This is a genomic window from Hydrogenophaga palleronii, assembly GCF_031457455.1.
In the GTDB taxonomy this organism is placed as follows: Bacteria; Pseudomonadota; Gammaproteobacteria; order Burkholderiales; family Burkholderiaceae_C; genus Hydrogenophaga; species Hydrogenophaga palleronii_A.
This window is the reverse complement of sequence record NZ_JAVDWU010000002.1, coordinates 306,100-324,133: the sequence shown is the minus strand read 5'-3', so window position 1 is coordinate 324,133 and position 18,034 is coordinate 306,100. Positions and strand designations below refer to the sequence as shown.

Genomic DNA, 18,034 nt, shown 5'->3' with positions numbered 1-18,034 from the left:
ACCAGAACTTCCGCCCATCCTTCCAGGAGACAACTGTGAAATTCCGCCTTGCTTCTGTCCTGACCGCTGCGTTGCTGAGCACCGGCCTGGCACACGCCAACACCGAACTCGTGATTGCCACCGTGAACAACGGCCACATGATCGAGATGCAGAAGCTCAGCAAGAGCTTCGAGGCCGCCAACCCCGACATCAAACTGAAGTGGGTCACGCTGGAGGAAGGCGTTCTGCGCCAACGCGTCACCACAGACATTGCCACCAAAGGCGGTCAGTTCGACATCATGACCATCGGCATGTACGAAGCGCCGATCTGGGGCAAACGCGGCTGGCTGCAGGAGCTCAAGACCGACGGCGCCTATGACGTGGACGACTTGCTTCCCGCCGTGCGAAACGGCCTGACCGTGGACGGCAAATTGTTTGCCGCACCGTTCTACGGCGAAAGCTCCATGCTGATGTACCGCAAGGACCTGGCCGACAAGGCCGGTGTAAAAGTAGCCGAGCGCCCGACCTGGACCGAAGTGAAAGACTTGGCGGCCAAGATTCACGACCCCAAGAACGGCGTGTACGGCATCTGCCTGCGCGGCAAACCGGGCTGGGGTGACAACATGGCTTTCCTGACGACCCTGGTCAACACCCATGGGGGCCAGTGGTTCGACATGGAATGGAAGCCGCAACTGGAATCCAAACCCTGGAAAGACGCGATCAACTTCTATGTGGACCTGCTCAAGAACTACGGCCCACCGGGATCGGCCGCCAACAGTTTCAACGAAATCCTGGCGCTGACCAACTCGGGCAAATGCGGCATGTGGATCGACGCCACCATCGCTGCTTCGTTCGTCAGCGACCCCAAGCAGTCCAAGGTGGCTGACCAGATGGCCTTCGCCCAGGCGCCCACCGCTGTCACGCCCAAGGGTGCCAACTGGTTGTGGTCCTGGAATTTGGCGATTCCCGCTGGCTCGAAAAAGGTCGATGCCGCCCAGAAGTTCGTGACCTGGGCCACCAGCAAGGACTACATCCAGCTCGTGGCCAAGACCAATGGCTGGGCCAACGTGCCCACCGGCACCCGGGCCAGCACGTACGCGTCGCCCGAATTCCAGAAGGCAGCGCGCTTTGCTGCGGCCGAGAAGATGGCCATCGACAGCGCCAACCCGACCGATTCCACCCTGCCCAAGAGCCCGTACGTAGGGGTTCAGTTCGCAGCGATTCCGGAGTTCCAGTCCATCGGCATCGCGGTTGGGCAGCAGATGAGCGCCGCACTGTCAGGCAAGACTTCGGTCGATGCAGCGCTCAAGGCCAGCCAGACGGCGGCCGAGCGTGAGATGAAGAAAGCCGGGTATTACAAGTAGGCTGTCGCCGGGTGCTTTGTGCTCCCTCCCCCGCTGGGGGAGGGAGTTTGGTACTCGTGCTCCGTACACACGCTTTTGTCATCTCCAAAGCCCCCATGAACCGTCTGCTTCCCCGACTGCTGCTCACGCCAGCCGTGGCCACGCTCTTCCTGTGGATGATCGTGCCGCTGGTGATGACGATCTATTTCAGCCTCATCCGCTACAACCTGCTGCAGCCCGACCAGACCGGTTTCATCGGCCTGGAAAACTTCGAATACTTCGTCACCGATCCGTCGTTCGCCACCGCCATTGGGAACACGGTGCTGCTGCTGGGCAGCGTGATCCTGATCACCGTGGTCTTCGGGGTGGCGATCGCATTGCTGATCAACGAGCCCTTTGCCGGCCGCGGCTTGGTGCGCGTGTTGCTGATTTCGCCCTTCTTCGTCATGCCCACGGTCAATGCCCTGATGTGGAAAAACATGATGATGAACCCCATCTATGGCGTGCTGGCGCAGGTGTGGCTGTTCTTCGGCGCCACACCGGTTGACTGGCTCACCGATCACCCGCTGTTTTCCATCATCGTCATGGTGTCGTGGCAGTGGCTGCCGTTTGCCACGCTGATCTTCATGACGGCGTTGCAGAGCATGGACCGTGAACAGCTTGAAGCCGCCCGCATGGACGGCGCCACTTACGGCCAGCAGCTGCGCTACCTCTACATCCCGCACCTGGGTCGCTCCGTGGCCGTGGTGGTGATGATCGAGCTGATCTTCCTGCTCAGCGTGTTCGCCGAGATCTACACCACCACCGCGGGTGGCCCGGGTGATGCCAGCACCAACGTGGCCTTCCTGATCTTCAAGCAGGCGCTGCTGAATTTTGATGCCGGTGTCGCTTCGGCTGGCGCCCTGTTCGCCATCGTGATGGCCAACATCGCTGCCATCTTCCTGATCCGCATGGTTGGCAAAAACCTGGACAAGTGACTATGAAACACCCCCGCCGCGCTTCGCGCGCCCCCCTCAAGGGGGCGGAAGTACTGGCTCCCCCCGCCGCGCTCCGCGCGACCCCCCAGGGGGCGGCTCTGGTGGCCCGGCAAAGCCGGTTCCACGGAGCCCTGGCTGACTCCCCCTCTGTCCTGGAATTCACCTGATGAGAGCATCCATCTATACACCCGCATTTGCCGTGCGCACCGTCGCCGCCTGGGCCGTGGCCCTGTTGCTGTTCTTTCCGCTGGGCTGGCTGCTGCTCACCGCATTCAAGACCGAACTGCAGGCCATCGCCGTGCCGCCCGAGCTGTTCTTCAGCCCCACGCTGGAGAACTTCCACGAGGTGCAGGAGCGCAGCGACTACCTGCACTACGCCTGGAACTCGGTGGTCACCAGCGTGGTGTCCACCCTGCTGGGCCTGGCCATTGCTGCGCCGGCAGCCTATGCCATGGCCTTTCACAAAGGCAAGCGCGACAAGGACATCCTGATGTGGATGCTGTCGACCAAGATGATGCCGGCCGTGGGCGCCCTGGTGCCGATCTACGTGATCGCGCAGAAGAGCCACCTGCTGGACACCCAGCTCGCACTGATCATCGTGTTTACGCTGTCCAACCTGCCCATCATGGTCTGGATGCTGTATTCATCCTTCAAGGAAATCCCGAACGAGATCCTGGAGGCCGCGCGCATGGATGGCGCAACGCTCTGGCAGGAAGCCACCAAAGTGCTGCTGCCGCTGGGCATGGGTGGCCTGGCGTCCACCGGGCTGCTGTGTCTGGTGCTGAGCTGGAACGAAGCCTTCTGGAGTCTCAACCTCACAGCCGCCAAGGGAGGCACCCTGGCCACGCTGATCGCCAGCTACTCCAGCCCTGAAGGCCTGTTCTGGGCCAAGCTGTCAGCCGCCTCGCTGATGGCCATTGCGCCCATCGTGGTTTTTGGCTGGTTCAGCCAAAAGCAACTCGTCCAGGGTCTGACCTTCGGCGCGGTGAAATGAACGCCCCCCGCGTCGCCTTCGGCGCCACCCCCCACTGGGGGGCGCGACTGGCGGCCCGGCAAAGCCGGTTCCGCGGTCGCCTTGAACAAGACACCTTCGCTCGCAACGCATCTGCGGCATCGAACATCTGAGGAGACATTCCAGTGGCCTACCTGCAACTCAAAGGCATCGAAAAATTCTTCGGTGAGCACCGCGCCATCAAGGGCATTGATCTGGACATCCAGCAAGGGGAGTTCGTCGTTTTCGTGGGTCCGTCGGGCTGTGGCAAGTCGACGCTGCTGCGCCTGATCGCCGGGCTGGAGCGCATTGACGGTGGCCAGCTCACGCTGGACGGCAAGAACATCACGCACCTGCCCTCGAGCAAGCGCGATCTGGCCATGGTGTTCCAGAGCTATGCGCTGTACCCGCACATGAGCGTGTACGAGAACATGAGTTTTGCGCTCAAGTTGGCCAAGGTCGATGCCAAGGTGATTGAGGAAAAGGTACAGAACGCCGCGCGCATCCTGAACCTCACGACCTATTTGCAGCGTACGCCCAAGGAACTCTCAGGGGGGCAGCGCCAGCGTGTGGCCATTGGTCGCGCCATCGTGCGTGCGCCCAAGGTGTTCCTGTTTGACGAGCCGCTGTCCAACCTGGATGCGGCGCTGCGCGGCCAGACCCGGGTGGAGATTGCCAAGCTGCACCGCGACCTGGGCGCCACCACCATCTACGTGACCCACGACCAGGTCGAGGCCATGACCCTGGCAGACCGCGTGGTGGTGCTGCGCGACGGCGTCATTGAACAGGTAGGCACGCCCCTGGAGCTGTACGACCGGCCCGCCAATCAGTTCGTCGCGCAGTTCATCGGCACGCCGCAGATGAACGTCGTGCCATTGAACCAGTTGCCTCCGCTGGTGCAGCACCAGGCCCCGGCAGATGCCGTGGGTGGCGCGATCGGCCTGCGGCCCGAAAGCGTGACCGTGCAAGCCACGGGGCACACACCGGTCACCGGCACCGTGGACCTGGTCGAGGCCCTGGGCGCGGAGACGCTCATCTACGTGAGCACACCCAGCGGCGCGCAGTTTGTTGCGCGCCAGAACGAGCGCACCCAGCTGCACGCAGGCGAAGCCGTGAGCCTGGACATTGACACCTCGCTGGCCCACTGGTTCGACACCACGGGACGCGTGGTCGGTCGGGTGAACAGCGCAGCAACGGCGTGACCTGGCGCTCTCACCTTTGTCATTCACTCAAACCATGAGCCAAGCACAAGCACTTGCCGGCCAGGTGGCAGCCATCACGGGCGCGGCGTCGGGCATTGGTTTCGCGAGCGCCCATGCGATGGTGAAGGCCGGCGCGCAGGTCGTATTGATCGACCGCGATGAAGCCGCGTTGGCCAGGGCCTGCGCGTCCCTGGGACCCGCCGCCCAACCCCTGGTGCTGGATTTGCTGGACACCGGGCAGTGCGCAGGCATGCCGGAGCGTGTGCTCGCGCAAGCGGGGAGGCTCGATGTGTTTCACGCCAACGCGGGCCTCTACGTGGGAGGGAACCTCGTTGACGCCAGCGACGATGCCATCGACCGCATGCTCCAGCTGAACATCAATGTGGTCATGAAGAACGTGCGTGGCGTGCTGCCGCACATGATCGAACGCGGCAGCGGCGACATCATCGTCACCAGCTCGCTGGCCGCCCACTTTCCCACACCTTGGGAGCCTGTCTACGCCTCGTCCAAGTGGGCCATCAACTGTTTTGTGCAGACCGTGCGCAGGCAGGTCTTCAAACACGGCATCCGGGTGGGCGCGATCTCACCGGGACCGGTGATCACATCATTGCTGGCCGACTGGCCCGCCGACAAGTTGCAGGAGGCCAAGGCCAGCGGCAGCCTGATCGAGGCGTCTGAAGTGGCCGAGGTCGTGCTCTTCATGCTCACGCGTCCGCGCGGCGTGACGATTCGCGACATCGTGATGATGCCCACCCAGTTCGATCTCTGACCGCTCCCACCCATCTCACCATTCCGTCTCTCGACACCCTGCCCCAAGGGTCATTGCTCACCATGAACACCATCCTGCACCTGGGCCTGGGCTCGTTCCATCGCGCGCACCAGGCCGTTTATGTCCATCAGCTGCGGCAACTTGGCGACAAGCGCTGGCGCATCGCCGCAGGCAACCTGCGCCCCGACATGCAGGACACCATCGCCGCACTGCAGTCACAGGGTGGCGCCTACACGCTCGAAACCGTGACGCCGCAAGGCGAGCGCAGCTACACGCGCATCACCGCCATTGAACAAGTGATCCCGTACCAGGCGGATCTGGCGCCCCTGGTGGCCGTGGGCGCCAACCCGACCACACGCATCATCTCTTTCACCGTCACCGAAGCAGGCTACTACCTCGACGCAAACAGCCGCCTGGACTGGGCCGGATTCCCAGAGCTGCGCGCCGACCTGGAGGCCATGAAAACGGGCCTGGCCGGCCACACCCTCTACGGTGCCCTGGTCACCCTGCTGCGAGCGCGGGCAAAGGCGGGTGCCGGGCCTGTCACGCTGCTGAACTGCGACAACCTGCGTCACAACGGTGAGCGCGCCCGCAGCGGTCTGCTGCAGTTCATCGACGCACTTGGCGATACGGCACTCAAGGCCTGGGTCGAAGCCCAGACCAGCAGCCCCAACGCCATGGTGGACCGGATCACGCCCCGCCCCTCGCCCGACGTGGTCGATCGCGTCCTGGCCGCCACTGGTGAACAAGACCCTGCTTCCCTCATGGCCGAGAGCTTCATCCAGTGGGTGATCGAAGACGATTTCATTGCAGATCGGCCAGAGTGGGAGCGCGTCGGTGTGGAAATGGTGGATTCGGTGGATGCCTTTGAAGAAGCCAAGATCCGCCTGCTCAACGCCACGCACAGCTGCATCGCCTGGGCCGGCACTCTGCTGGGCTTGCGTTACATCCACGAAGGCACGCAGCATGCAGTGATCCGCCGATTCGCCTACGATTACGTCACCGACGACGTGATCCCCGTGCTGGACACACCGGAACACCCCTGCCCCATCCACCTGCCCTCCTACCGAGATGTGGTGCTTGACCGCTTCAGCAACCCCGCCATTGCCGACACCAACCAGCGCGTGGCCATGGACGGGTTCAGCAAGATCCCGGGCTTTGTCGTGCCGACCATTCGCGAGCGCTTGGCCCGGGGTGAGAGCATCGAAAGTGTGGCCATGCTGCCAGCGCTCTTTCTGGCCTACCTGCAGCGCTGGCATGCCGGGCAGCTTCCCTACACCTACCAGGACCAAGCCATGAAACCCGACACCGCACACGCCCTCTGCGAAGCGGCCGACCCGGTGGCCGCCTTCTGTGCCGAGCATGCGCTGTGGGGCGAACTCGCTGCAGACGCCCGCCTGGTGGAAGCGGTGCGCCGTGCCCGCGACCGGGTGAGCCGTTTTGTCACCGCCCACACCGGCGTCGGTCCGGCTGCCGCCTGACGCGGATCGCCACGCAGGGGAACACCATGATCGTCCGCAGCCGCAGTGCCCCGCGCCAGATCAGACCCGAGCTGGAACACGAGCTGGCGCGCTCGCCCAACCTGGGCTACGAGTCGCCAGTCGACGTGGGCTTTGTGCGATGTCTGGCACATGGCTTCCCCACGCCCCTGGCGCGCTGGCATTACCACGACGAATACGAACTGCACCTGATCACCAGCACCAGCGGCAAGGTGTTCGTGGGCGACTGGATCGGCACCTTCCAGCCTGGCCAGGTGGTGCTCACCGGTCCGCGTCTGCCCCACAACTGGGTCAGCATGGACGTGCCCGAAGGCGGGGTGGCCCAGCGTGATCTGGTGATCCAGTTCACCCATGAGCCGCTGGCGCAAGCTTCCGAGACCATTCCTGAATTGCGCGAAGTGCTGCCCTTGCTGGAGCGCGCCAAACACGGTATCGAGTTCTTCGGTCTGTCCGAGGCCGCCGAACAGCACTGGCACCGCGTGAAGGCCGCACGGGGTCTGCGCCGCCTCATCGCATTCTGCGACTACCTGGCCGATCTCGCCGCCTGCACCGACTACCGACAGCTCTCCAGCGTGCAGTTGCAAAGCGACGACGACGACGCTTCCATCGACCAGATCCACGCCGTGGTCAGCCGCATCACCGACCGCCTGGCCGACGAACACTCGGCGGCCGCACTGGCCGCCGAGCTCGGCATGAGCGAGAGCCGGTTCAGCCGCTTCTTCCGCAAGGCCACCGGCAACACCTTCACCGACTTCGTGAACCGCGTGCGCATCAGCCGGGCCTGCCAGTTGCTCATGGACACGGATCAGCAGGTCACCCACATCTGCTTTGAGGTGGGTTTCAACAACGTGGCCAACTTCAATCGCCGCTTTCTGGAAATGAAGGGCATGACGCCCAGCGAGTTCCGCAAACAATCGCTCACCCGATTCAGGGGCGCGGCATAAGACCCCTTTGTTCAGCTTGGTTCAAGACGGCGCTGACGCACAAGTCTGGGCCTGCGAGGCATCCAGATAGGGCCTCAGCACCGGCCCCATCGAACTCAGGATCTGCACCGGCAGTCCCGAGGTGAACCGGTACCTTGCGGCATTGGGTCCGACAACGTACGCAGTCACCGTGCCGAAATAGCGCGGACCCAGGTGAAACACAAAGGTGGCAGTGCGGTTGAGCGAAAGCGCGGCGCGACCGCGCACGACCACGCGGTTGTCGCCGGTGCCGGTCTTGCCTCCCGGCGACAGGTCTTCACCGCCCTCGGTGCGGAAGCTGCCCGCCAGGCGACGCGCCGTGCCACGTTCCACCACGTCAGCCAAGGCTTGCTGCAGCGCCCGGGCCACCTCTGGCGCCATCACACGTTCGCCTGCCACGGAGCCCCTCGCCAGCGAGGTGGCCCAGGGGGTGTCGCTGGCAAACTGCACGCCTGTCAGGTGGCGGGTCGGCAGGCGCACGCCGTCGTTGAGAATGATGCCCATCAGTTCGGCCAGCGCCGCAGGCCGGTCACCCGAGCTTCCCAGCGCCGTGGCCAGCGAGGGCACCAAGTGGCCGAACGGATAGCCCAGCCGGGTCCAACGCTGATGGATGTCCAGGAAGGCCTCGACTTCCAGCAGGGTGTAGATGCGTGTGTCCTGTGCACTCTTGACGCGGGAACGGAACAACCAGCCGTAGACCGCCTGCCGTTCGCTCTTGCTGGCGCTCAGCGCCTCGCTCAAGGTGGCTGCGGGGTTCTGCAAGCGGTACGCGACCAGCCAGAGCTCCAGCGGGTGCACGCCGGCCAGGTAGCCGCGGTCGGGCAGGTCCAGGGTTTCGGGCGCGAAGCGGCTGTACAAACGCTCCAGACGGGGTGCACCCGGCGTTCTCTCGCCAAGCCGTTCGTGCAGAAAGGCGCTCAGCGCCTCCTGCGAAGCGTCCGGCTCCAGGTAACGGAACACGGCGGTCAGACGCTCAGGCGTTGGGCGAAGGCCTTCGAGCAACATCGAGCGCAATTCAGTGGCGCTACGCGGTTCCAGTTTGCGCCAGAAACGGCGCAGAAAGGTCTGCCCCTCCCGATCGGCAAAGCGAGCAAGGTAAACCTCACGGCGCGGGTCGCTGTCGTCTTCGAGCAATCGCGCGGTGCTGCCCGGCACCTGGTACATCGTGTGGCGGACGACTTCCCTCATCAGTCGCACAAACGGCAGGTTGATGGAGGCCTGCATCGCTTCCCGCAGGGTCGGCGAGCGTGAGTTGTCGTCGGCGTTGAAATTGTTGAAGGTGTGCAGGCCTCCGCCAGTGAAGAAGCCCTCGCCGGGGTCGGCCGAAAACCGCCGCTCCAGCGCGGCATGGAGCATGGCATCAAGGCTGCTGTCTTTCGCGTGGCTGAGGTGCTGCACAGCCCAGCGCGTGAGCGTGTCCTGCCCGTCAAAGGCGCTGGCCCGCAGGCTTTCCGCATCCAGGGGGGCCAGGCGGGCGTGCAGCTCAGCCACCAGTTCCAGGTAGGTGGCCAACACCCGCAGCTTGGCGGTGGAGCCCAGTTCGAGCTTGCTGCCTTCGTTGATGTCCAGCGGCTGGGCCGTGGTGTCGGTCTGTACGCGCACCAAATTGCCCTCGTCTGTGCGCTCCAACAAGGTGAAGCTGTAGTTCACCTCGCTCAGCGTGGCGGGCTGCAGCAGGCGCTCACCGATGAGTGCCTGCGAGCGCGCAAAGCCCGCATCGCTCAGGCGCCCCAGGTAGTCACTGACGGCATCCTGCAGTTCGCCATGGAGCGTGGTGTCCAGGCTGGCATCCAGTCGGTCCAGGCTGTAGAGCGACGTGCCCAGCCAGGTCGCCAGGCGGCTGCGCGCCACGGCACTGCCTTTGCCGAGGTGGGTGGGCAGCAGAGGTGGATCGATAGCCATGTCGCGGAAACCAAGCCGTTGCCCCAATGCGGCGTCGCGCCAGCCGGCATCGATGATGCCTTCGGCAGCCAGCAGGCGCAGGTAGGCGTCTGTCGTGGCCTCGAGGTCATCGCGTCCCTGGGCGAGGTACCACGAGGGACGGCGGTGCGCCACCATGAGGGCCACCACCTGACGCAGGATCTGGCCACGTTCGGTCTGGTGCTCGCCCACCCCCTCTCCAGGCGTGAGCAGGAAACGGGCGCGGTCGAGGTCGGTACCAAACCACACCCACAAACCATCAGCGAGCCCATGGACTTCGCCATGGCGCGGTGCGGCCGACAGCGGAACCGTATTGAGATAGTCAAGCAGAATCTGGCGCCGTACCGGCAGCGTGTCCTTGCCACGCTGGTAGGCACGCACCGCAGCTGACACCATCTGGCGCAACTTTTCGCGTTCGTTGTGGGTGATGCCGGCAGGCGAATGCCGGTACTTTTCGATCTGCGTCGCCAGGGTGCTGCCACCGGGCGTGTCGACCTCGGCGTGGAGGCGGTTGCCGAGCTGACCCAACACAGCCCGGGTGAAACGCACCCAGTCGACCGCCGGGTTCAGGTTCGGTCGCTCGGGATCCAGCAGGTCGCGGTTCTCGATGAACAACAGCGACTGCGCGACCACAGGCGGCACGTTGTCCAACTGCTCGAACTGGCGATGGGGATAGCGGAAGCGGTGAATCGAGTTGTGGCGGCAGTCGAACACCGTCAGCCCGGCCTGCGCCTTTTCGGCATAAGGGGCGTATAGGCCGCGATCCAGGTGCGCAATCAGAGCCGGGTTGTGCCTCGCCTGCTCCGTGACCTCGAAGCCGCGGGCCTGCAGGCTGGTGAGGAATGCAGGAATGCGGGTGTAACCCAGGCGCTCATCGAACGGACCGTGCTTGGGAAACCGAATGTGCTCGCTGGGCCCGGGGGCCACTTCAAACCCCAGTGGGGCGGCGTAGCGTTGCAGCGCCCAGGCCTGCCAGCGAGACGTATGCGCTTCGTGTGACAACAGCACGACAGCCAGAATGGCCATCAACAGCAGGGTGCCCAAAACCATCAGCCACAGGCGTGAGCGCCTACGTCGACCGGGCTCGGCCGCGTGTTCGCTGAAGGCCGTTTGGCCAGTCTCCCGGAAAGGCGTCTCGGTCATGAAGGCTCTGTCTGCAGTATGAGCGCCATTGTGTGCTGACATGCCAGGAATCCGTGTGTCGAAAAACACGACTGCACACTCAGTTACGTACTGTGCACTGGCAGGATGACCGGGCGCCGGATAATCCCACTCCATGCTTATGCGTCAATCGCGCCGCCTGTTGCTCAGTCTGGCGCTCGCCATCTCTGCCCCACTGCTGCTGGCCACGTCAGCAGCACAAGCGTCCACGTTCGATTTGCCTCCGCTGGATCGCATCGTCAGCTATGCGCCGAAGCTCCCCCTGCAGGTGTTCACCGCCGACGGTGTGGAGATTGCCCAGTTCGGCACCGAGCGGCGGGTGTATGTGCCGCTGGCACAAACGCCGCAACAACTGAAAGATGCCGTGCTCGCCGTGGAAGATTCCCGCTTCTATGAGCACTCCGGCATCGACCCGAAAGGCATGGCCCGCGCGGCCGTGGCCCTGCTCACTGGCGGCAGAAAGCAAGGCGCGTCCACCATCACGCAACAACTGGTGCGCACCATGCTGCTCACGCGCGAGCTGTCGGCCGAACGCAAGGCCAAGGAGATCCTGCTGGCACTGCGGCTGGAGCAGGCGATCTCCAAAGACCGCATCTTGGAGATCTACCTCAACGAGATCTTTCTTGGTCAACGTGCCTACGGGTTCGCCGCCGCCGCGCAGGCCTATTTCGGCAAGTCCCTGGACAAGCTCACGCTGGCTGAAACCGCGATGCTGGCCGGACTGCCGCAGAACCCCTACTACGCCAACCCGGTCGCCAACCTTGATCGGGCAGTGAAACGCCAGCGCGTGGTGCTGGAGCGCATGCGAGCGGTGGGCGTCATTGACGAGAGGCAACTGGCCGCCGCAAAAGCCGAAAAGCTGCAACTGCGCACCAGAGGCCCGCGCAGCGTGAACGCCGCCCACGTGGCCGAGATGGCCAGGCGGGCGGTGGTGGAGCGTTTCGGCACCGAGGCCTACTCCACCGGGCTCAAGGTCACCACGTCGTTGAAGTCAGCGGATCAGCGTGCGGCCCACGAAGCGCTGCAACGTGGCGTGCTCGCTCACGATCGCCGCGGCGCGTGGCGTGGCCCCGAATCGTTTGAAGCGATTTCGGGCAGTGGAGCGGAACTGGAGCGTGCTGCGGCAGAAGCCCTGAAAGACCATCGCGACGACGAAACGCTACGGGTGGGCATCGTGCTCGCCGCTTCACCCAATGAGGTGCGGGTTCAACTGGCCAGCGGGGAGCAGGTCCGCCTGCAGGGCGAAGGCCTGCGCTGGGCCCAGCGTGGGCTGGCGCCGAAAGCCAAGGACTCATTGAAGCTGGCTCGGGGCTCGGTGATCCGGGTCGTGAAGACGGGTAAGAACTGGTCCATTTCGCAATGGCCGGAAGTCGAGGCTGCCCTGGTGGCGGTGGATGCAAAAACAGGCCGGGTCCGTGCCCTGGTCGGCGGTTTCGATTTTTCCCGCCAACCCTTCAACCACGTCACCCAGAGTTGGCGCCAGCCCGGCTCTGCATTCAAACCACTGCTCTACTCCGCAGCGCTGGAAGAACGGGTGATGCCTGGTACCCTGATCGATGATCTGCCCTACACAGCCCCGAACGGCTGGAGTCCGGGCAACAGCAACGGCGAATTCGCAGGCCCCATCACGCTGCGCACGGCGCTGGCCAAGTCGAGCAACCTGGCCAGCGTGCGCGTGTTGCAGCACATGGGCACTCAGCGGGCCCGCGACTGGACCAGCCGTTTCGGCATGGATGCTGAACGCCATCCCAACGACCTCACGCTGGCCCTGGGCACGGGAAGCACCACACCGATGCAGATGGCGCAGGCCTACGCCACACTGGCCAATGGTGGCTGGCGCGTGGAGCCGGTCGTGGTGGAGAAAATCACCGATGCACACGGCAAGGTGCTTTTCGAGGCGCCTGCGCCCGCTGCGCACACCGAAGACAACCGCGTCATCCCGGCCCGCAATGCGTACGTGACCAACAGCCTGCTCAATGAAGTGGTCCGCACGGGCACTGCTGCGCGCGCACAGGCCTTGCTCAAACGCAGCGACATCTACGGCAAGACTGGCACCACCAACGACGTGCAAGACGCCTGGTTTGCCGGCCACCACCCGTCGCTGGCCACCGTCGTCTGGATGGGCCACGACCAACCGCGCAGCCTGGGCAACAGCGAGTCGGGCGGTCGCATGGCCCTGCCCATCTGGATCGACTACATGGCGGCAGCACTCAAGGACGTACCGAACAAGCCACTGGGGCCGCCGCCAGCCGGCCTGGTGCGCGAAGGCGACGACTGGCTCTACAGCGAGTGGCGCGAAGGCGGCTGGGTGGCACACATCTCGGATCCCGACAACGTGGAGTACGCACCGCCGCCGGGCCTTTTCTGGAACCTTCGCAGCCTGTTCAGCGACGTGCCGAGCATGTTTCCCTTCGATTCGAGACCCTGACTGGCGTCATCGCTTCAGCTCGACGAGGGCAAAGAAAAAACCGGCGAAGGCCGGTTTTTTCGCAGGAGGCTGGCGCAAGCGTCACTGGGCGCAGATCCGCGCCCTGGCCTCTGCATACTCCTTCTTGAATCTGGCAACAAGGTCCGCCGCCGGTACCACTTCACGGATGGCGCCGATGCCTTGGCCGCAACCCCAGATGTCTTTCCAGGCCTTGGCGGCATTGGCGCCTTCACCGGTGCCGAAGTTCATCTTGCTCGGGTCGCTCTGCGGCAGGTTGTCCGGGTCCATGCCGGCGTTCTGGATGCTGCCCTTGAGGTAGTTGCCATGGATGCCCGTGTAGAAATTGCTGTAGACGATGTCGTCCGAATTCGACTTCGTGATCATCTCCTTGTAGCCGTCCACCGCGCGCGCCTCTTCGGTGGCAATGAAGGCCGAGCCGATGTAGGCGAAATCGGCACCCATGGCCTGTGCCGCGAGAATGGCGCCGCCCGACGCAATGGAACCAGACAAAGCCACCGGGCCACCGAACCATTCGCGAATCTCCTGGATCATCGCAAAAGGGCTCTTCACGCTCGCGTGACCTCCGGCACCCGCAGCCACAGGAATCAGGCCATCGGCCCCCTTCTCGATGGCCTTGTGCGCGAACACGTTGTTGATCACGTCGTGCAGCACCACGCCGCCCCAGCTGTGCACGCCCTGGTTCACGTCCTCACGCGCACCCAGACTGGTGATGATGATCGGTACCTTGTACTTCGCACACAGGGCCATGTCGTGCTCCAGCCGGTCGTTGCTCTTGTGCACGATCTGGTTGATGGCGAAAGGCGCGGCCTTGTTGTCGGGGTTGGCAGCATCATGTGCAGCCAGTGCCTCGGTGATTTCGGCCAGCCACTCGTCCAGTTGCGATGCTGGCCGCGCATTCAACGCGGGCATGGCGCCCACCACACCAGCCTTGCACTGGGCAATGACGAGTTTGGGGTTGCTGATGATGAACAGCGGCGAGCCGATCACCGGGAACTTGATGTTCTTGAGAACCGGGGGCAGGCTGCGGGCGGGTGCTGTCATTTGGTCTCCGTCGATGGGGGTTGGTTCAGAACGATTCAATGGCCAATGCTGTGACAGCGTCCGCGCCGTCAACGATCGCATCGCGCGTGCCGGGGACGCGACTGAGGATGTGGTCGGCATAGAAGCGTGCGGTGGTGATCTTGGCCTGCATGAAGGCCACGTCCTGTCCCTTGGCAGACAGCTCTTCAGCGACCAGCAGCGAGCGAGCCAGTTGCCACCCTGCCATCAGGTTGCCGGCCAGCATCAGGTAGGGCACGCTGCCGGCGAACGCCGCGTTGGGGTTGGAGCGCGTGTTGGCGGCGATGAAATCCACCACGTCCACAAACGCCTCGCGCGCTGCCTTCAGGCGCTGGTGCACGGCCTTGGCGTTGGCACTGTCACGCTTCGCCAGTTCGGCCTCGGTCTTCTCGATCTGCGCAGCAATGGCCTTGGCGCCGGTGCCGCCATCGCGGGCGGTTTTGCGACCCACCAGGTCGTTGGCCTGAATGGCCGTGGTGCCTTCGTAGATGGTCAGGATCTTGGCATCGCGGTAGTACTGTGCCGCGCCGGTCTCCTCGATGAAGCCCATGCCGCCATGCACCTGCACACCCAGGCTGGTGACTTCGAGGCTCATCTCGGTGCTGTAGCCCTTGACCAGCGGCACCAGGAATTCGTAGAACGCAGCGTTCTGCTTGCGCACCTCGGCGTCCGGGTGGTGGTGCGCGGCGTCGTAGGCCGCGGCCGCCACGGAAGCCATGGCGCGACAACCTTCGGTGGAGGCGCGCATGGTCATGAGCATGCGCTTCACATCCGGGTGGTGGATGATGGGTGCGGCTGCGCTCATTGAACCGTCCACCGGGCGGCTTTGCACACGGTCTTTCGCGTAGCCCACGGCCTTCTGGTAGGCACGTTCTGCAATCGCAATGCCCTGCACGCCCACTGCGTAACGCGCGGCGTTCATCATGATGAACATGTACTCCAGACCGCGATTCTCCTGGCCCACGAGGTAGGCAGTAGCACCCCCATGGTCACCGTACTGCAGCACGGCCGTGGGGCTGGCCTTGATGCCCATCTTGTGTTCGATGCTCACGCAGTGCACGTCGTTGCGATCACCCAGCGTTCCGGCCTTGTTCACCAGGAACTTCGGCACCACAAACAGGCTGATGCCCTTCACACCCTCGGGCGCGCCGGTCACGCGCGCGAGCACCAGATGCACGATGTTTTCGGCCATGTCGTGCTCACCGTAGGTGATGAAGATCTTGGTGCCAAACACCTTGTAGCTGCCGTCGGGTTGCGGCTCAGCCCGGCTGCGCACCGCTGCCAGATCGCTGCCGGCCTGCGGCTCGGTGAGGTTCATGGTGCCGGTCCACTGCCCGCTCACCAGCTTTTCCAGGTAGATGGCCTTGAGTTCGTCGCTGCCCGCAGTGATCAGCGCCTCGATGGCGCCATCGGTCAGCAGCGGGCAGAGCGCGAAGCTCATGTTGGCGCTGTTGAGGATTTCGCCGCAGGCCGCGCCAATCGTCTTGGGCAGGCCCTGACCACCAAAATCGACCGGGTGTTGCAGGCCTTGCCAGCCCCCTTCAGCGTACTGCTTGAAGGCGTCCTTGAAGCCGGGGGTGGTGGTGACCACTCCATCTTTGAAAGACGACGGATTCTTGTCGCCCTCGAAATTCAGCGGCGCAATCACGCCTTCGTTGAGCTTGGCGCACTCTTCCAGGACGGCTTGCGCCGTCTCCAGGCCGGCGTCTTCAAAGCCTGGCATCTGCGACACCTGGTCGATGCGTGCCAGATGCTCGATGTCGAACAGCATGTCTTTGAGGGGTGCGGTGTAACTCATTCTCTTGTCTCCAGCAGATTCCAGGGTGCAGATACAACAAGGAACAAGGGCATCGCGAACGATGCCCTTGCTTTCTTCAGAGGGCTCAGAGCGCCTTGATCAGCTCAGGCACGGCCTCGAAAAGGTCGGCCTCCAGGCCGTAGTCGGCCACGGAGAAGATCGGGGCTTCGGGGTCCTTGTTGATCGCCACGATGACCTTGCTGTCCTTCATGCCAGCCAGGTGCTGAATGGCTCCGGAAATGCCAGCAGCGATGTAGAGCTGCGGTGCAACGATCTTGCCGGTTTGGCCCACCTGCCAGTCGTTGGGTGCGTAGCCGGCGTCCACCGCTGCGCGGCTGGCGCCCAATGCAGCACCCAGCTTGTCGGCCAGCGGTGTCATCACGTCGTTGAATTTTTCTGCGCTACCCAGGGCGCGGCCACCGGAGACGATGATCTTGGCTGCAGTGAGTTCCGGGCGGTCGCTCTTGGCGATCTCACTGCCCATGAAGGTGCTCTTGCCGCTGTCAGGCTGGGCTGCCGCTGTTTCAACAGTGGCGCTGCCACCCGTGGCGGCGGCCGGATCAAAGCCCGTGGTGCGAACGGTGATCACCTTGGTGGCATCGGCGCTCTGCACCGTGGCCACCGCGTTGCCTGCGTAGATCGGGCGCTCGAAGGTGTCCGGGCTTTCCACCTTGGTGATGTCGCTGATCTGGCCCACGTCGAGCTTGGCGGCCACACGAGGGGCGATGTTCTTGCCGCTGGCGGTGGCCGGGAACACCAGGTGCGAGTAGCTGGATGCGATGTTCAACACCTCGGCTGCCATGTTTTCGGCGAGGCCGTGGGCCAGGTACTCGGCGTCCGCATGGATCACCTTGCTCACGCCCGCGATCTGGGCGGCAGCAGCGGCGGCGCCACTGGCGTTGTGGCCGGCGATGAGCACGTGCACATCACCCCCCATCTGGGCGGCGGCGGCCACGGTGTTGAGCGTGGCCCCCTTGACGGTGGCGTTGTCGTGTTCGGCAATGACGAGTGCAGTCATGACTTGAATTCCTAAAAAAGCAGATACAGGTCGAAAGAAGTGTGTCGGTCAAGGAACCCGCGGAACTGGCTTTGCCAGGCCGCAGGGTCCGCCCCCGGGGGTGACGCCGCAGGCGGCGCGGGGGGAGCGTCATCCCTGCGCGGGGGGTTAAATGACTTTTGCTTCGTTCTTGAGCTTGTCCACCAGCGTGGCCACATCCGGCACCTTGATGCCGGCGCCGCGCTTGGGCGGCTCGCTGACCTTCAGCGTTTTGATGCGCGGGCTCACGTCCACGCCCAGATCTTCGGGCTTGAGGATGTCGAGCTGTTTCTTCTTGGCCTTCATGATGTTGGGCAGGGTCACGTAGCGCGGCTCGTTCAGACGCAGGTCGGTTGTGACGATGGCCGGCAGGCTCAGGCTCAGGGTTTCCAGGCCACCATCCACCTCGCGGGTGACGTTGACCTTGCCGTCGGCCACTTCCACCTTGCTCGCGAACGTGCCCTGAGGAAGATCGGCCAGCGCCGCCAGCATCTGGCCGGTCTGGTTGCAGTCGTCGTCAATGGCCTGCTTGCCCAGGATCACCAGGCCCGGCTGTTCCTTGTCGAACAGCGCCTTGAGCAGCTTGGCCACGGCCAGCGGTTGCAGCTCTTCCGCCGTTTCCACCAGAATGGCGCGGTCTGCGCCAATGGCCATGGCGGTGCGCAGGGTCTCCGAACACTGTGACACGCCACAGGAGACGGCAATCACTTCAGTGACCACACCCTTCTCCTTCAAACGAACCGCTTCTTCCACCGCGATCTCGTCAAACGGGTTCATGCTCATCTTGACGTTGGCGATGTCCACACCCGTGCCGTCACTTTTGACGCGCACTTTGACGTTGTAATCCACCACACGTTTGACGGGGACGATGACCTTCATGCTGGGTTGC

At 63.9% G+C, this 18,034-nt stretch carries 13 protein-coding genes; 8 read left to right on the top strand and 5 right to left on the bottom strand.

Annotation, left to right across the window (positions count from 1 at the left end; genetic code table 11):
* Positions 1-35 precede the first annotated feature (35 nt).
* The 7 genes from J2W49_RS06085 (at position 36) to J2W49_RS06055 (ending at position 7,704) form a co-directional block, all read left to right on the top strand.
* Complete coding sequence (locus J2W49_RS06085; protein ID WP_405000994.1) at positions 36-1,343, top strand: ABC transporter substrate-binding protein; 1,308 nt, start codon at positions 36-38, stop codon at positions 1,341-1,343.
* Between the two features lie 95 nt (positions 1,344-1,438).
* Positions 1,439-2,299, top strand: coding sequence for a carbohydrate ABC transporter permease (locus J2W49_RS06080; protein ID WP_310312983.1), 861 nt, complete (start codon positions 1,439-1,441; stop codon positions 2,297-2,299).
* Between the two features lie 166 nt (positions 2,300-2,465).
* Complete coding sequence (locus tag J2W49_RS06075; protein ID WP_310312979.1) at positions 2,466-3,293, top strand: carbohydrate ABC transporter permease; 828 nt, start codon at positions 2,466-2,468, stop codon at positions 3,291-3,293.
* A gap of 143 nt (positions 3,294-3,436) precedes the next feature.
* Entirely contained in the window at positions 3,437-4,492 is a 1,056-nt protein-coding gene (locus J2W49_RS06070) for an ABC transporter ATP-binding protein (RefSeq protein ID WP_310312977.1), read from the top strand.
* 34 nt (positions 4,493-4,526) lie between these two features.
* Positions 4,527-5,261, top strand: a complete 735-nt coding sequence (locus J2W49_RS06065) for an SDR family oxidoreductase (protein ID WP_310312975.1) — start codon at positions 4,527-4,529, stop codon at positions 5,259-5,261.
* A 62-nt stretch (positions 5,262-5,323) separates the two neighbouring features.
* Positions 5,324-6,742 carry a D-arabinitol 4-dehydrogenase gene (dalD, locus tag J2W49_RS06060; protein ID WP_310312973.1) on the top strand — a complete coding sequence of 473 codons (1,419 nt, stop codon included), beginning with the start codon at positions 5,324-5,326 and terminating at the stop codon, positions 6,740-6,742.
* Positions 6,743-6,768: 26 nt separating this feature from the next.
* A complete protein-coding gene (locus tag J2W49_RS06055) occupies positions 6,769-7,704 on the top strand; it encodes an AraC family transcriptional regulator (RefSeq protein ID WP_310312971.1) in 936 nt (311 codons plus the stop codon).
* A gap of 21 nt (positions 7,705-7,725) precedes the next feature.
* Here J2W49_RS06055 and J2W49_RS06050 read toward each other — a convergent pair whose 3' ends face one another.
* Complete coding sequence (locus J2W49_RS06050; RefSeq protein WP_310312969.1) at positions 7,726-10,785, bottom strand: transglycosylase domain-containing protein; 3,060 nt, start codon at positions 10,783-10,785, stop codon at positions 7,726-7,728.
* 133 nt (positions 10,786-10,918) lie between these two features.
* Between J2W49_RS06050 and J2W49_RS06045 the strand changes: the two genes are divergently transcribed.
* Positions 10,919-13,231 carry a penicillin-binding protein 1A gene (locus J2W49_RS06045; protein WP_310312966.1) on the top strand — a complete coding sequence of 771 codons (2,313 nt, stop codon included), beginning with the start codon at positions 10,919-10,921 and terminating at the stop codon, positions 13,229-13,231.
* 81 nt (positions 13,232-13,312) lie between these two features.
* Here the strand turns inward: J2W49_RS06045 and J2W49_RS06040 are convergent, their stop codons facing one another.
* The 4 genes from J2W49_RS06040 to J2W49_RS06025 form a co-directional block, all read right to left on the bottom strand.
* Complete coding sequence (locus tag J2W49_RS06040; protein WP_310312963.1) at positions 13,313-14,293, bottom strand: NAD(P)H-dependent flavin oxidoreductase; 981 nt, start codon at positions 14,291-14,293, stop codon at positions 13,313-13,315.
* Between the two features lie 25 nt (positions 14,294-14,318).
* On the bottom strand, positions 14,319-16,109 hold the full coding sequence (locus tag J2W49_RS06035) for an acyl-CoA dehydrogenase (RefSeq protein WP_310312960.1): 1,791 nt from the start codon (positions 16,107-16,109) through the stop codon (positions 14,319-14,321).
* A gap of 85 nt (positions 16,110-16,194) precedes the next feature.
* Positions 16,195-17,127 (bottom strand): electron transfer flavoprotein subunit alpha/FixB family protein, encoded by a 933-nt coding sequence (locus J2W49_RS06030; protein WP_310312957.1) that lies wholly within the window; start codon positions 17,125-17,127, stop codon positions 16,195-16,197.
* 147 nt (positions 17,128-17,274) lie between these two features.
* Entirely contained in the window at positions 17,275-18,024 is a 750-nt protein-coding gene (locus J2W49_RS06025; RefSeq protein WP_310312954.1) for an electron transfer flavoprotein subunit beta/FixA family protein, read from the bottom strand.
* Between the last annotated feature and the right edge of the window lie 10 nt (positions 18,025-18,034).

What these genes read in the sequence shown, in the direction of transcription:
- J2W49_RS06080 (WP_310312983.1), top strand. Translation starts at nt 1,439, where the DNA reads ATGAACCGTCTGCTTCCCCGACTGCTGCTCACGCCAGCCGTGGCCACG.
- J2W49_RS06035 (WP_310312960.1), bottom strand. Translation starts at nt 16,109, where the DNA reads ATGAGTTACACCGCACCCCTCAAAGACATGCTGTTCGACATCGAGCAT.
- J2W49_RS06055 (WP_310312971.1), top strand. Translation starts at nt 6,769, where the DNA reads ATGATCGTCCGCAGCCGCAGTGCCCCGCGCCAGATCAGACCCGAGCTG.
- J2W49_RS06040 (WP_310312963.1), bottom strand. Translation starts at nt 14,293, where the DNA reads ATGACAGCACCCGCCCGCAGCCTGCCCCCGGTTCTCAAGAACATCAAG.
- J2W49_RS06065 (WP_310312975.1), top strand. Translation starts at nt 4,527, where the DNA reads ATGAGCCAAGCACAAGCACTTGCCGGCCAGGTGGCAGCCATCACGGGC.
- J2W49_RS06025 (WP_310312954.1), bottom strand. Translation starts at nt 18,024, where the DNA reads ATGAAGGTCATCGTCCCCGTCAAACGTGTGGTGGATTACAACGTCAAA.
- J2W49_RS06045 (WP_310312966.1), top strand. Translation starts at nt 10,919, where the DNA reads ATGCTTATGCGTCAATCGCGCCGCCTGTTGCTCAGTCTGGCGCTCGCC.
- J2W49_RS06050 (WP_310312969.1), bottom strand. Translation starts at nt 10,785, where the DNA reads ATGACCGAGACGCCTTTCCGGGAGACTGGCCAAACGGCCTTCAGCGAA.
- dalD (WP_310312973.1), top strand. Translation starts at nt 5,324, where the DNA reads ATGAACACCATCCTGCACCTGGGCCTGGGCTCGTTCCATCGCGCGCAC.
- J2W49_RS06030 (WP_310312957.1), bottom strand. Translation starts at nt 17,127, where the DNA reads ATGACTGCACTCGTCATTGCCGAACACGACAACGCCACCGTCAAGGGG.
- J2W49_RS06075 (WP_310312979.1), top strand. Translation starts at nt 2,466, where the DNA reads ATGAGAGCATCCATCTATACACCCGCATTTGCCGTGCGCACCGTCGCC.